Source organism: Algoriphagus lacus, assembly GCF_003583985.1.
GTDB classification, from domain to species: Bacteria; Bacteroidota; Bacteroidia; order Cytophagales; family Cyclobacteriaceae; genus Algoriphagus; species Algoriphagus lacus.
This window is the reverse complement of the sequence record NZ_QXML01000014.1, coordinates 61,023-75,509: the sequence shown is the minus strand read 5'-3', so window position 1 is coordinate 75,509 and position 14,487 is coordinate 61,023. Positions and strand designations below refer to the sequence as shown.

At 43.4% G+C, this 14,487-nt stretch carries 13 protein-coding genes; 10 read left to right on the top strand and 3 right to left on the bottom strand.

Annotated features, from left to right (window positions below):
* Together D0X99_RS19295 and D0X99_RS19290 are read left to right on the top strand one after the other, a co-directional pair.
* On the top strand, window positions 1-312 hold a 312-nt coding region (locus D0X99_RS19295), incomplete at its 5' end, for a DUF4238 domain-containing protein (RefSeq protein ID WP_147392270.1).
* Between the two features lie 150 nt (window positions 313-462).
* Window positions 463-1,272, top strand: coding sequence for a hypothetical protein (locus D0X99_RS19290; protein WP_119479505.1), 810 nt, complete (start codon window positions 463-465; stop codon window positions 1,270-1,272).
* 637 nt (window positions 1,273-1,909) lie between these two features.
* Here D0X99_RS19290 and D0X99_RS19285 read toward each other — a convergent pair.
* Window positions 1,910-2,371 (bottom strand): hypothetical protein, encoded by a 462-nt coding sequence (locus D0X99_RS19285; protein WP_119479504.1) that lies wholly within the window; start codon window positions 2,369-2,371, stop codon window positions 1,910-1,912.
* Window positions 2,372-2,710: 339 nt separating this feature from the next.
* Here D0X99_RS19285 and D0X99_RS19280 point away from each other — a divergent pair, with 339 nt between their 5' ends.
* The 5 genes from D0X99_RS19280 to D0X99_RS19255 all read left to right on the top strand — a co-directional run bounded on the left by D0X99_RS19280 (window position 2,711) and on the right by D0X99_RS19255 (window position 8,777).
* Entirely contained in the window at window positions 2,711-3,247 is a 537-nt protein-coding gene (locus tag D0X99_RS19280) for a hypothetical protein (protein ID WP_119479503.1), read from the top strand.
* 40 nt (window positions 3,248-3,287) lie between these two features.
* Window positions 3,288-4,556 (top strand): BamA/TamA family outer membrane protein, encoded by a 1,269-nt coding sequence (locus D0X99_RS19275; protein WP_119479502.1) that lies wholly within the window; start codon window positions 3,288-3,290, stop codon window positions 4,554-4,556.
* 106 nt (window positions 4,557-4,662) lie between these two features.
* Window positions 4,663-7,032: an arylsulfatase gene (locus D0X99_RS19270; protein ID WP_233553763.1), complete on the top strand. Its 2,370-nt coding sequence runs from the start codon at window positions 4,663-4,665 to the stop codon at window positions 7,030-7,032.
* A gap of 178 nt (window positions 7,033-7,210) precedes the next feature.
* Window positions 7,211-7,768 carry a TetR/AcrR family transcriptional regulator gene (locus D0X99_RS19265; protein WP_158587738.1) on the top strand — a complete coding sequence of 186 codons (558 nt, stop codon included), beginning with the start codon at window positions 7,211-7,213 and terminating at the stop codon, window positions 7,766-7,768.
* Between the two features lie 352 nt (window positions 7,769-8,120).
* Window positions 8,121-8,777, top strand: coding sequence for a porin family protein (locus tag D0X99_RS19255; RefSeq protein WP_119479499.1), 657 nt, complete (start codon window positions 8,121-8,123; stop codon window positions 8,775-8,777).
* A 42-nt stretch (window positions 8,778-8,819) separates the two neighbouring features.
* On the opposite strand, the gene D0X99_RS19250 is transcribed toward D0X99_RS19255, so the two are convergent.
* Window positions 8,820-10,562, bottom strand: a complete 1,743-nt coding sequence (locus D0X99_RS19250; RefSeq protein ID WP_158587737.1) for a sulfatase-like hydrolase/transferase — start codon at window positions 10,560-10,562, stop codon at window positions 8,820-8,822.
* 348 nt (window positions 10,563-10,910) lie between these two features.
* Here D0X99_RS19250 and D0X99_RS19245 point away from each other — a divergent pair, with 348 nt between their 5' ends.
* The 3 genes from D0X99_RS19245 to D0X99_RS19235 all read left to right on the top strand — a co-directional run bounded on the left by D0X99_RS19245 (window position 10,911) and on the right by D0X99_RS19235 (window position 13,223).
* Complete coding sequence (locus D0X99_RS19245; RefSeq protein WP_119479497.1) at window positions 10,911-11,525, top strand: TetR/AcrR family transcriptional regulator; 615 nt, start codon at window positions 10,911-10,913, stop codon at window positions 11,523-11,525.
* A 447-nt stretch (window positions 11,526-11,972) separates the two neighbouring features.
* Entirely contained in the window at window positions 11,973-12,809 is an 837-nt protein-coding gene (locus D0X99_RS19240; protein WP_119479496.1) for a VOC family protein, read from the top strand.
* Between the two features lie 3 nt (window positions 12,810-12,812).
* Complete coding sequence (locus tag D0X99_RS19235; RefSeq protein ID WP_119479495.1) at window positions 12,813-13,223, top strand: SRPBCC domain-containing protein; 411 nt, start codon at window positions 12,813-12,815, stop codon at window positions 13,221-13,223.
* A gap of 26 nt (window positions 13,224-13,249) precedes the next feature.
* Here D0X99_RS19235 and D0X99_RS19230 read toward each other — a convergent pair whose 3' ends face one another.
* Window positions 13,250-14,440, bottom strand: coding sequence for a helix-turn-helix domain-containing protein (locus D0X99_RS19230; RefSeq protein WP_119479494.1), 1,191 nt, complete (start codon window positions 14,438-14,440; stop codon window positions 13,250-13,252).
* Between the last annotated feature and the right edge of the window lie 47 nt (window positions 14,441-14,487).

The following is a 14,487-nucleotide window of genomic DNA, read 5'->3' as shown; positions in this document are numbered from 1 at the left end:
TTATCTTTTATTACTTCTGATAACCCAGGAATATCAATAACAAAAGAAGGTGTTTTAGAAAACATGAAATTTAAAAATGGGTTTAAATATTATTTTCCAATTAATGAAAAATTCTGTCTTTACTTTTCTGACGAGGAACAAGATGAGTACTATAGTAAAAATGGAGATTTAAATAAGAAGATTCAAATTAGAAAAATTACAAATCAAGAATTAAATCTTTTCAATATTTATCAAATATGCTACCATAATAAATATGCAATTTCCACAAATGAAAAAAATTTAGAATATATTAAGAAAGTATTATTGAATTAAATCATCCCTCGTCTGGTAGTAGAATCTTTGACCCCCAACCTCAGCTTAATCTATTGCCTTTCTGCTCTGAGGTTCTTTGATGGTTGGTAGGGACTTGTATTTCTGCCCCATTTAGCAACAGCATTGAATCAATCCTTAACCAACCTAAATATGAACAATTTTAAAAACTATTTATTAGAATATGGATTGGTATTGGTTGTACTAGTCGTAAGCATTACCGGTTTTTGGAACATCTATTTTGGCCAGGATGCAGCACCCACTCCCTATCAAAATCTTCATGTAATTACCGTATTCGCCTGGCTTTTTTTATTACTCTACCAAATCAGTCTGATCGGGGGGGGAAATCATCTGATTCATAAAAAAATAGGACTCTCTATTTTATTTATTGGGCCTTTTTTAGTTGCTACGACTGCATTGTTATCAGTTTACTCCGCTCACAAAGGATTGGTTTCTGGAGAGGGTGACTTCCTCATTGTCCAAAATGTGATGGGAACAATTGAATTGGGATTCACAATCCTGATGGCTTTTGTAGTAAAGAAGAGAAGAAAATTGCATGCTTCATTTCTTTTGGGTTCTGCTGTTTTGTTTATGGGAATTGCCTTGTTTTTTACGCTGATAAGTTTTGTGCCCCAATTCAAAATCGAAGGCCCGGAAACCTTCTATCGATTCGAAACTGCGGCTACGACCTCCCGCAATGTAATTTGGGTTGTAGGTATTCTCTTTTTCCTGAAAGACAGAAGAGAGGGGTGGCCTGTACTGCTCGTCAGTTCGTTTTTTACCTTAAACAACTACATCAATCTGTTCCTTATCCAACGCAACCTGATTCAACCGGTAACCGAATTTGTGGGTTCAATAAACCAGGTCCTTGTATTTATGGGGAGCTTTATGCTTATGTTTAGTTTATTGATTTTGACGGGTATAGCAAATAAAAGAAAAGGAGCTAAGCCCACCTCAGCGTAGTCCATTGTCATTCTTTTTTGAGGTTTTTTGATGACTGGGTGTAATTTGCTTACCCTGCTCCCGTACAGTTGTCGGGACTGGCCCAATGCTAAAAAGATCCAACTGGATCATTTCTTTACGCATTGTCCCACCCTAAAATCCCTTGAAATTTGCAATTCCCCGAGATATCCCTCCCTTTTTCTATCCGGTAGAGCAACGTTCTTTCCGGGGATAGAACATCCTATGATTTTTGAGGAACGTTCTTCCATTTTGCACCAATGATTTATCCGGGGATAGAATGTTCTATGATTTTGTAAGAACGTTCTACCAATTTTGAGGAACGTTCTACCTGGGGATAGAACATTCTATCAATTTTGAGGAACGTTCTTTCTTTTTTGAGGAATGTTCTATCTGGCAGAGGAACATTCTTTCCGGTAGAGGAACGTTTCTCCCACAGGTACATGAATTGACCTGTAGGAGCATTCACGTTGCTGTAGATAGAAATTTTCTATTTTTTCGAAATAAAATTTTGTAATCTATTAATCCCCTTTACCCCTTTTGAAAAGGGGGAGTTGATTTGCGGTAAAATAAGGCGTAAAAAAGCCGGACCTGATTCAAGTCCGGCCGGGCGTGTTAAGTCAACTCTCCAGCAAAAGCATTACTGTACGCTGGGCTTCTTCCGCTCAAACAGCGGTCGAAGGGCTTCGTACAGCGGTTTTGCAGCGGCGATGCCCACCTTGACTGCTTGCTTGATCGTGTTGTAAAACGTCAGCGAAACAGTGTAGGCTTCTGAGCCAGCTGCAGAATAGGCGACCTTGACCCGGTTGGTCACTTGCTCCAACTCATAAAAGACCGGCGTAAGGGCTCGATACGCGACCACGTCCTTCTTCAGCTCAGGTACGTCCATAAAGGGCGGGTTGAACTGAGGATTGGTTTCGGCAAATTCCAAAGCCTTGGTCACAAAAGGCTCCCGACCATCCGACATCTTGGGCAAGCCATCCAGCATGTCCGGAGAGATGTTTGGCAGATAGGGATTGAGCTCGGCATTGATGGCCGCAATGTGCGCCCGGACGCTTTGTAAAACTGGTTCCGGGATTTCAATGGAAATCAGGTTACTCATAAAAATGTGGTTTAAAAATGAAACAAATAACAAACAGTAAAAAACTGTACCTAAAAGTTAATGAGGTGATTCTGAAAAAGCAAAAATTAGTATTCGGTTTTTAGTTTTTGAATAGGTGGAGTTTTGAAGGAGTTTTCATTCGTTTTTTTGAGGAGCCAATCGTAACTATTTCCCCGAAAGGCTATCCCGCAGATTCAATTTTTCTCAAAATTTTTTTCTGCTAGACTATTAAGACCACAAAAGTCATAGATCCTTTCTCGCTATTTTCCTTATTTTGATTTTACCGCTTCCAATTCGCAGAGGACTTCGGTAAGACATTTCTTTTCGGGTCAAACTGGTATGAAAAAAACACTGCTCATCCTTTTCGCCCTGCTCGGTTTTGCAAAGCATGGGTTTTCACAGGAAGAAGTATCCGAAGTCCATCGGCCTAAAATCCGTGCAGCAATCCTGATGGCCAACAGTCATGTGCCCAACAGTTTTGAAGGGGAGAAAAAAGTAATCCTGCTGCCTACCTGGGGCTTTGATGTGGATTATTTTTTTCACAGAAAATGGTCTGTAGCCCTTCAGGGTGATGTCAAGATCCAGAGTTTTGAAGTGGAGCATGAAGGGATATCTCTGGAGCGAAGCTACCCGGTTGCCTTTGCGACAGTGATCCATTACCATGCGCTGCGGCATTGGTCTTTCTATGTAGGACCGGGCTATGAATTGGAGAAAAGTGAAAACCTGTTTCTGATCAAGTTTGGATCGGAATACAGTTTTGAAATCACCGAAGATTTTGAAATCGCACTCAATCTGGCCTTCGAAAGGAAAGAAGAAGTGTACGATGCCTGGACATTTGGTGTGGCATTCAACAAAAAAATCTGGGAAAAAAAATGATGCACCCCCGATCAACCAAGTCTTTTGACTTAATAAAACTATGAGAATCTATCTGTTGGCCTTTTTACTGTTAATCAACTCCTCCCTTCTTCGGGCTCAGGAAGCTCCAGCATCGGACACCGTCTGTATGCAAAAAGACCTTCCCCAACTGATCCGGGAAGCCCGAAACAAACCTCCAAAAGTCAAGGAAGAAGGATCTGGATCACTCCTGCTCGTGCCGATCATCGGATCCAATCCCGCGACCGGGTTTATGTTTGGTGTTGGTGGGCAATATGCCTTTAAAATGAAAGGGAGCGAGCAGTTTTCCCTGATCAGCGGAAGCTTGCAGGCCACGACCAAAAACCAGTATTTGTTCCTGCTGAAAAACAACGTGTACTCCAAAAACGAACGCTTTTTCTACACCGGCGACTGGAGGTTTTTGATCTTTTCCCAGCCCACTTACGGATTGGGGACCAATTCTCCGGAAGGCGGGGCACTGGATTATCAATTTACCCTGGCAGGGCAGGAGACGACCATTGACTCCCTGGCCCAACCAATGGAGTTTAACTTTCTGAGAATCCACCAAACGGTGGGATACAAGATCAAGGATAAAATGTATTTGGGAGTCGGATACAATTACGACGCCTACTTCAAGATCAATGATCAACGATTGAGCCTCGAACCCGGTGATACCCTCCTTACTTCACATTACACCTACAATAAGCGATATGGCTTTGACACGGAGAAGTATTACTCTTCTGCCATACTCGCGAGTTTCATGATCGACAAGCGGGACCACATGATCCAACCGTACACCGGATACTTTCTTTCCTTGGGTTACAGGGGAGCCTATCGGTTTACAGGAAATGAAAATAATACGGAGATGATCATGCTGGAATGGAGAAGTTACCATGGCGTATCCAAGAAGAATCCCAGCCACCTGATCGCGTTCTGGGCCATGGGTACCTTTACTCCCGAGGGTGGATTTCCCTACATGGCCTTGCCGGCTACTGCCTATGATCAGCGTGGACGCAGTGCAAGAGGCTATACGCAGGGGAGATTTCGAGGCAAAGATTACGTCTATACCGAGGCCGAATACCGGTTTCCCATTTCCCCATGCAGTGGAGTGCTGGGAGGCGTTTTGTTTGTGAATGCCACTACTGCCAATAATCTCACTCAGGATTTGGGTTTGTTCGAATCGATCAAGCCCGGATATGGCCTGGGACTTCGGGTGATGGTGGACAAGTCTTCCCGCACCAATCTGACACTGGATTATGGTTTTGGAGAACGGTCCAGCGGATTTTATCTCGCTGTTTCAGAGACGTTTTAAGTTTTCTACTCAGACGAATTATTTCCAAAGCCCTGATTTTTATCATAAAACCCCAAAGACTATTTCATCAACTTTAAACAAATACAAAAAACCACATCTTTTTCCTATGATTAAACCTTGGAGAACCATTCTTGTCTTCGCCGGATTTGCCGCTTTTTGGGCCTGCGAACCGAAAACTCCCGAAGATAGTACGGCGTCAGTTCCAGCCAGCGACGGAATTGACCGTACGGTCTTACCCATTCGGGAGCCCGACCGTCCTTCCTACAGTGACTTGGATGTCCGGAATACTACCCCACCGCCTCGCTTCGAAGTGAAAGCGCCCAAAGGGGCCCCAAACGTCTTGGTGATTCTGATCGATGATATGGGGTTTGGTGCTTCGGAAGCATTTGGAGGTCCGATTTCCATGCCCAATATGGCGAAGCTTGCACAAAACGGTTTGCGTTACAACCGCTTTCATACGACAGCGCTTTGTGCTCCGACTCGTGCAGCCCTGCTCACCGGCTACAACCACCATTCGAACAACATGGGGGTGATCACCGAATTGGCGACAACGTACCCGGGCTATAGCTCTGTCCGTCCCCAGAGCATCACTCCGGTGGCTGAAGTGCTCAGATTGAACGGCTTCAATACCGCCCAATTTGGGAAATGCCACGAAGTACCACCTTGGGAACTGTCCATCAGTGGACCTCAGGACAGATGGCCAACCCGCTCCGGATTTGAGAAGTTTTATGGCTTTTTGGGTGGAGAGACCAACCAATGGCAGCCTTTAATCTATGATGGTGTGACCCAGGTGGAGACTCCAACTGATCCGGATTACCACTTCACCACCGACATGACCAATCAGGCCATTTCCTGGATGAACTTTACCAATGCGCTCAATCCGGAGAAACCATTTTTCATGTACTATGCACCGGGTGCCACCCATGCGCCACACCATGCTCCCAAAGAGTACATTGACAAGTACAAGGGGAAATTTGATCAAGGCTGGGACAAACTCCGCGAGGAGACTTTGGCAAGACAAAAGGAAATGGGCATCATTCCTGCCAATACGCAACTGGCACCAAAGCCTAAGGAAATCAAGGATTGGGATGCACTTTCTGCAGATGAGAAAAAGCTTTTCACCCGTCAGATGGAGGTTTATGCCGGTTTTGCGGAGCATACCGATTATGAAATCGGCCGTATGATTGCTTCCCTGGAAGAAATGGGTGAGTTGGACAATACCATGATCGTCTTCATCGCCGGTGACAACGGAGCCAGTGCGGAAGGGCAGATGAACGGGATGTACAGCGAAATGACTTATTTCAACCAAGTACCTGAAACGGTGGAGGACATGCTCAAGCACTACGACGAGTGGGGCTCTGACAACACCTATCCTCACATGGCAGCCGGTTGGGCAGTGGCGACAGACGTACCGTTTACCTGGACGAAGCAGGTGGCTTCCGACTTTGGAGGCACCCGAAACGGAATGATCATCCACTGGCCAAATGGAATCCAGGCCAAAGGAGAAATCCGTTCCCAGTTTGGACATGTGATCGATATCACTCCGACCATCTATGAGGTGACCGGAGTACCTGCTCCCAAATCAGTAAACGGAATTCCACAGGATCCTGTGGAAGGAACCAGCCTAGCCTATACTTTCAATGATGGGGCTTCCGCTGAAAAGCACACCGTTCAGTACTTTGAAATGTTTGGCAACCGGGCCATTTACCAGGACGGTTGGTATGCACGAACTGTCCATAAGGCGCCGTATTTGGCCCAGCCTTATGCAACCTTACAGGAAGACCAATGGGAATTGTTCAATACCCAGGAGGACTTCAGTTTGACAAATAACCTGGCAGCGAATGACCCTGAAAAATTGAAAGCCATGCAGGATCTCTTTATGGCTGAGGCTCAAAAATACCATGCGCTGCCTTTGGACGACCGAACCTTTGAACGGATGAGCGCTACAGATATGGGAAGGCCGTCCATCATGGAAGGAAGAACTTCAGTCACCTATGGCGAAGGAATGAGGGGAATGGGAGTGGACGTGTTTATCGATTTGAGAAGCACTTCTTACACCATGACTGCTGAAGTGGAAGTAGGGGCCAATGCCAATGGAGTGATTGTCTGCCAGGGAGGTAAGTTTGGAGGACTTAGCCTCTACATGAAGAATGGCAAACCTTCCTTCAGTTACAACTTCCTGGGAATGGAAACGACCACTGTCACTGCAAGCCAAACTCTCAAGCCGGGTAAATACACCATTGTCTATGACTTCAAGTATGATGGGGGAGGTCCAGGAAAAGGTGGAGTGGGAACCTTCTTGATCAACGGTGAAAAAGCGGGTGAAGGCCGATTGGCTAAGACTCAGCCTGGAATCTTCTCAGTGGACGACCTGGCAGATGTGGGTATAGACGAAGGTCCTTGGGTGGCCAATTATGGTACTTCATCCAAGTTTTCGGGTAAAATCAAAAAAGTCACGATCGAAACGAAAAAGTAAAATCAAGCAAACCGGTCTCCCTCAAGAGACCGGTTTTTTTTGTGGAATGGTTATTTAAAGCAGATGAGGCACTCCGGAAAAGGGAAAATTCCGCAAACTATTCTCAGAAAGGATCGATGCTTAAACAAAAGCTTTTTATGTTTATTTAAGCGTAATATTAGAGTCCAATATGATTTTAATGAAAAAGAGTAATCATCGAAAAGTCTGGATTACCACTGGATATAACCTCTTTGCGGAGGAGGGACATGAAGGAATTCAGATTGAACGCCTTTCTAGAATCACAGGTCTAAATAAGTCGGGCTTTTACCATTACTTTGGAGACGTACACGAGTTTTTAAAAACTTTGGTACAAGAGCATGACCTTTTGGTGGATGAGTTTGCCGATCAGATTTCAGGTCTGGACAGTTATGATCCGGGCTTTTTTAATCTTATGCTCAGGCATAAATATGTCTGTTTTTTTCATATCCAGTTAGTCAGAAATCGGCATGTGAAATTTTTTATTGAGGGCCATGATCGGAATAACATGAAGATTGATCCGCTCGTCATACCCCTTTTCAGTAAGGAAATTGGTTTGCCACTTGAAGTTGCAATTCCTTATTATGAAGCCTTGCGGGATACATTTTTAACACGGGTAGATTACCGGACAATGAATTATGAATTTCTCCATGGTCTTATGGAACAATTCAAAACCATGGTTCCTATGATTTTGAACAATGAGTCTGGAAACCATAAGTAATGGGGCAAAGTGATGGATACGGTAGGCGTTGGAGATCAGGGTTCATCCTGTAGGAAGTTCAACCTAGGGTTTTGATTCTTAGGAGCTTAAAATAAATCCATCTTCATGGATGGACTTTCAGTTCCAATTCGTTTTATGCTGTTGTTTTTCGCATGAAAAATTGAAACTGATTTTTTGAAATCCATTAACATTCCAATATCAATCCGATCAAAAAAAGTGGCAACGGCATGGTCTAACTGACATATGTCATGAAATTCTGAAGAAGACTGTGTCATATTTGTTTCGGGGACTGGCATTCTGCGGAAGTGGTACACCTTTTTCCTTCACACTTGTTTAATATTTCTAACCATTTATGAAAAAAATCACACTTGTTTTTGTTTTGGCATTATTCGCCGGGACAGCATTTTCTCAGGAACTGCGCCTCAATACTTATGCAGGGTATGTGTTCGATGATGAAGTAAGTAGCTATTATTCCTCCAACTCCTACTATGAAGGGAAAATCCTGGGAGGTCTCCGATGGGGTGCAGGTTTGGAATACCAATTACCAGGTGGTACGAAAGCATTTGAATTGCAATACCTCAGACAGGATTCCCAAATTCCTATCCAATACGTTGATTCAGGGATCTTAGGAGGACAGCTTCAGGAAACCGATTTTGATTACACGGCGAATTGGATCATGTTAAACGGAACCAATTACTTTCCAATCAGTGAAGTGGCTGAGCCCTTCTTTGGCTTTGGAATTGGTATGGCTATTTTGGATGTAACCAATCCGGATAATGGAAACAATGAAGGAGCTACCAAATTTGCATGGGCCCTTCGCGGAGGATCCAATTTTTGGTTTTCCGAAAAGGTAGGTCTTAGAATTCAAGCTTCCTTGATGTCCGCTGTTCAAGGCGCAGGTGGTGGTGTTTATTTCGGTACTGGCGGTACCGGAGCAGGTGTCTCCACTTACTCCACCATGTACCAGTTTGGGTTTGACGGAGGTATCGTTTTCAGATTTCCGCAATAAATGAAAATCAAAAAAGGGAGGTTTAACCTCCCTTTTATTTTTCTAGTGACTTTTTGGTAAAGAATAATTGACCCGATACAGGGAATCAAAATGCCCCTGATGATCGTGCACCGCGTTGTTTTTGGCATATTCCTTCCAGGCCTGAATCAGTTCCTCTTTGATTTCAGGAAATTGCTTGGAAAGATCCTGGGATTCAATTGGATCTTTCTCCAAATCATAAAGTTCCCAATCCCCTGAACCCATTGGCTGCGGCAAGCGGAGTATTTTCCAGTTGCCTCGAATGTAGGCCCTCATCTCAAAAAGCTCCCATCCATACCCTTTGCCGGTTTCCAAAGATTGGGCACTCCCATTCAGGATCGGAAGGATGGATCTTCCAATCAAGGGATGAATCGCCTTGCCTTGGTATTCCGTAGGATATCCTGATTCGGTAAGCTCCAACAGGGTAGGAAGAATATCGGTCACATGTACAAATGACTTGTTCCATTGGCCAGCCTGTTTCATTTTTCCAGGCATTTTTACGATTAAAGGGACTTTGATTCCCCCTTCGGACGTAAAGCTTTTAAAATATCGGAAAGGGGATGAGGAAGCCTGGGCCCAACCTGCTCCTGTTTCGATGTACGAGCCTTTCTTACCCCGGTTTTCCAGCGAATTATCAAAACTTCCGTGGTATTTCCCATCCTCATTTCCAGGATAGGAGCTGGCGTAGGCTCCGTTTGCTCCATTGTCAGACATGAAGATCACAAGGGTGTTGTCATACATTCCGTTTTCCTTCAGGTAGGCAAAAACTCTCCCGATACTCATATCCAGGTAATCCAACATGGCAGCATATACCTCCATGTCCCGTGCATATTCCTGCTTTTGCTCTGGGCTCAAACTTTCCCATCTGGGTACAAATGGGTTGGTTGGGCTGGCTTTGAGGTTTTTGGGCAGAATTCCCAGCGATTTCAGGTTTTCCATCCGCTCCACCCACAGGGAGTCCCAGCCCTTGTCAAATTTTCCTTTGTATTTTTGAATGTAAGCATCCGGAGCATGCAAAGGATCATGGACTGCGGTGTAAGAAAGGTAAGCGAAGAAAGGTTTTTGATCAGCTTTATGCTTGGTAATGAAGCTTAGCAGGGAATCGGTGTAGGCTGTGGTGGAATAAAAATTCGGTGAAGGCTCGATCGGTACCCCGTTACGGGTGTATTCCATATGCTGAAGCGGGGACAAGGCCTTTCGGTCGTTCCAATGGCTGCCTCCTCCGGTTCCAAGAATAAAGGTTTCCTCAAATCCCCGGTCAAAAGGATCCATCCCTTTTCCTTCACCTAAATGCCACTTTCCGGTCATGTAGGTATGATAGCCATTGCCTCGGAGGATTTCAGGAATCGTCACCACCTCTTTGCTGAGATGACCCGCATATGCCGGCAGTTTCAGGGCGTTTAAGGCAGGATAATCCATTTCACTCATGATACCAAGTCCTGCGACATGGTTGTCATTTCCAGTCAGAAGTGAGGCACGAGTAGGTGAACAGGTAGGCTGGACATAAAAATTGGAAAAAGAAATTCCCTCCTTTGCCAAACCTGTTAAAACGGGAGTTTCGATAGTTCCGCCAAATGGAGCGATATCACTGAAGCCCATGTCATCAGCGACGATGATCAGGATATTGGGTTTGGATTGGTCGGGGGTTGAATTTTGCTTTGCTTCCTGCCCGCAGCCAACCAGGACGGAAACAAATCCCAGGACCATTGCGGATAGGACAACTGATCGATGCGTCATAGAAATATCATGAGTGCCTAATGCGCTCAAATTTAGGGTTTTGGATTCAGCAAGTTTGAACCAAAAATTTCAATATCCATCAAATTAAACCGAATGGTCTAATTCTGGAAAAAAGCTAGCTTAGGGTTTGGTTGAAGATTTAAAAATGTTATCGTGAAGGGAATGATTTGATTTTCAGCGGATCAACCCGCTTGAAAATTCTAGAATTCATGAGTAACATTGGAAACTTACAATCAAGTGCGATTCCTGAATCCTACTAGTTCAGATCGTCAGTACCGGAATCCAAGTGGATTGGCGAATTTTAGGATTTGAAGCAAACGAGTAAAATTGAATTAGGTGGTTTTAAATGAAAATTAGAACGGAAAGCACTAGACCGACATGATAAGGAAGCTTGAATTACAGACTTCAAAAACAAAGAAGTCCAAACAAAAATGGATTGAGGCAGGATATGAATTGTTTTGTGAGGAAGGCCACGAAGGAATCCAGATTGAGCGATTGTCCCGGATTACCGGATTAAACAAATCAGGGTTTTACCATTATTTCGGTGACTTCGATCGGTATTTTGAGGCACTGATGAGGGAACATATCCGGATGGTAGATCAAATGGCGGTAGCCCTTCCCACATTGGGATCCTATGATCCGGAATTTTTGAACTTAATCGTTGCCAACAAATCAACCTTTTGTTTTCATATCCAATTGGTCAGAAACAGGAGAATTAAGTTGTTTTTGGAAACCCATAACCTCGTTAACAGCAAAATCGACAAGAATGCCCGAATTCTTTTTGGAAGGGAACTGGGTTTGACCGAGGTGGCGGCTGAACGGTATCATGATATGGTAAGGGACCTGTTTTTCACTCGGGCGGACTTCAAAAATCTCAATTACGAATTTCTCCACTCACTTTTCAATGAGGTCAAAGAGATTGCCCAGTTGATTAATGGTAACCGTGGGCAACAGGCAGAAGGACAGCCAGATCAATTTCCTGAACCCTCTTGACAAAAGCAGGTCATTTGGACGCTAGGGCAACTTCAAGATTTCTGTTTTGATTGGAATACCCTCGATACTTTGTGAAAATCTTGATCTTGCGGACATATTTTAATCAGGCAAACCGTCGTTATTATCTCCAAAGTGATTGGTATAGGCTTATAATTCGGGTGTGAATAGAGTTTAGGTTGGGCATTCCATTTAATAAAGCTTGTATTCCATCCTCTTTTTTGAAGTTGGTTGATACTGCCCCTGATGGGAGTAATTCTGAAAATCTCTTACTCTAGGATTCGGGCCAAGAATAGTAGTATTAGGTATTTACCCAAATCAAACGCTCCAGTTTTGGACCACTGGGTAAGTCCTTCAGAAGGTAAAAAATGAAAAATTTGGATCTTGACTGAAAGCCTTGAAAATAAAACCCTTATCCTGAATTTTAACTAGTCCAAAAATCCACTCGGTATGAATAGCTCCCTTTATCCTTGTCTTTGGTTTGATCACCAAGCTGAAGAAGCCGCCGACTTTTATTGTTCTCTTTTCAAAAATTCAAAGGTCCTGGAGAAAACTCAGATGGTTTCTCGGTTTGAACTCAATGGTACCAAGTTTATGGGACTAAACGGAGGGTCAAAATATCAGGTAAATTCTGCAGTTTCTTATTTTGTCCATTGCGGAAGTGAAGTGGAAATCTATCGGATTTATGATGCCTTGTCAAAGGGAGGAAGTGTGTTAATGCCTCTGAAAACATACGACTGGTCTCCAAAATATGCATGGGTAATTGACCGGTATGGGGTGAATTGGCAGTTGGATGTGGAAGACATCAACTCCTCCCAAAAGATTGTTCCCTGTCTGCTTTTTACCAATGGGAAGAGAGATTTGGTCAAAAATGCGCTAGCTCATTATACAGGAATTTTCAAAAACTCAAGAATCCTTATGGAGGCCCCTTATCCTCCGGAAATAGGATTACCGGAAGGAACATTACTTTTCGCACAGATTAAGTTGGATGGCTTTATCCTTAATGCGATGAGCAGCACCATGGAACATGACTTTGATTTTTCTCCCGGTAATTCCCTCGTTGTCGAATGTGAAACCCAGGAAGAGATCGATTATTATTGGACTCAACTCGGAAAGGATGGGAAGTTTGACAGGTGTGGTTGGTTGACTGATCGGTTTGGGGTTTCCTGGCAAATAGTACCCAAGATCCTTGGTAAACTCATGACTGATCCCTCCAAATCCCAAAAGGTAATGGCCACCTTACTCACCATGGAAAAAATTGAAATTGAAACCTTATTAAACAGTTGAATCATGGAAAAAATAAAAGTTGAAACCCTTATTTCGGCTCCAGTTTCAAAAGTGTGGGAGTGTTGGACCCTTCCAGAGCATATTGTTTATTGGAATTTTGCGTCAGAGGACTGGCATTGTCCTGAGGCGACCAATGATCTTCGTCCTGGAGGAAAATTCAATTACACCATGGCCTCCAGGGATGGGGAGATGAGTTTTGGATTTGAGGGAATCTATGATGTAGTAGACCGCCCAAATCGGATTGCCTTTACACTGATGGATGGAAGAAAGGTGGAAATTGATTTTAAAGAAGTAGATGGAAAAACGAGAGTGACTGAAGTTTTTGAAGCGGAATCCATGAATGCCCCGGAACTTCAGCGCGCCGGATGGCAATCCATTTTGGATAATTTCAAAATTCACGTCGATAAAGTCTAAGTGTTTTTTGTAGGAATCGGAGCGGGTCAGCTATTTTCCTTTTCTGTGACCATAAATTGGGTCTTTTGGAATTGGGAGGGGGTCATTCCTTTAAATTTTTTAAAGGCGCCGGAAAATGAATTTCTGTTGCTGAACCCACACAAGTCAGCCATGCCTTCCAGAGTTAGGTGCTTGTATTTACCTGAATTCATCATTTGGCAGCACTCCTCAATCCGCTGCTGATTGATCAGATCAGAAAAATTGGTTTGAAGTTTTCTATTGATGAAGACCGTAAGCAAATAAGCAGGGACTTGGCTGTCTTTAGCCAGTTCGTTTATCGTGTAGCCTTTTTGGAGGTGCTTTTTTTTCAGAAAAAGAACTTGATTTAACTGTTCTTGAATTTGCAGTTCTTTTTCCAAAGACAGGTAATCGGAAGATTCCAGTTTTGTCTTTTGTTTTTGCTCATCCAACATAAACTCAAACTCATTAAACCCATACAGGACTTTTGGAAAAAACAGCATGGCAATTCCACTGGCCAAAATAACGAATGCGCCTGTGAGATGGATCAAATCATAGCCTATCGAAGAATCAACAAATCGGGCTAAAATGAAAAAAGGCAAAAAAAGCATAAGCTCGCTATAGACATAAATTTTCATCCAGATTACCCATTCCTTTCCGAAGCTTTGAGGGATACCGGCCACTTTTTTCCCATAGCGATAAATAAAACGGATGGAAAAAAACCAATAAACCACGATCAGAATGGTCCTGGCCAAAGTGTAAAAATTGGAAGGGAAAAAGCGGCTTTGATTAAAGTAAACAAATACCGTTGGATCCTGGATTTCCGATTGAATCAGTTGCCTTTTTTCCTCCAACGAGGTAAAAAAAAGAATTGGAAAAAAGTCTATCAAATAAATGACTGCTGGAATGAAATGGATTAGGTCTTTGAATGAAAGCTCCCGATTATCGATCACTTGGCGGATGTACAGATAAGCTAAGGGTGCAAAAAGCAAAGCGGCGATATTTCCTGTTCGATATAGGGAAGGAATCCTGGCGTGGTAACCTGAATCAATCAAAAAGGCCAGAAAAACAGCATAGGTTAAAAAAAGAAATGAAAGACCGATAAGAATATTGGCTTTGTTTTTTCGGACTCCAAACAAAATCAAAAGGATTCCGATTAGAAATCCGATCAAGTTTGAGCCCAAATAAACAAGGTCTTTCCAACCTAGAACCAATTCCATATAGCCAACAAAGTGGGCTAAATCTACCAAACTTTTTAACCGGCTGA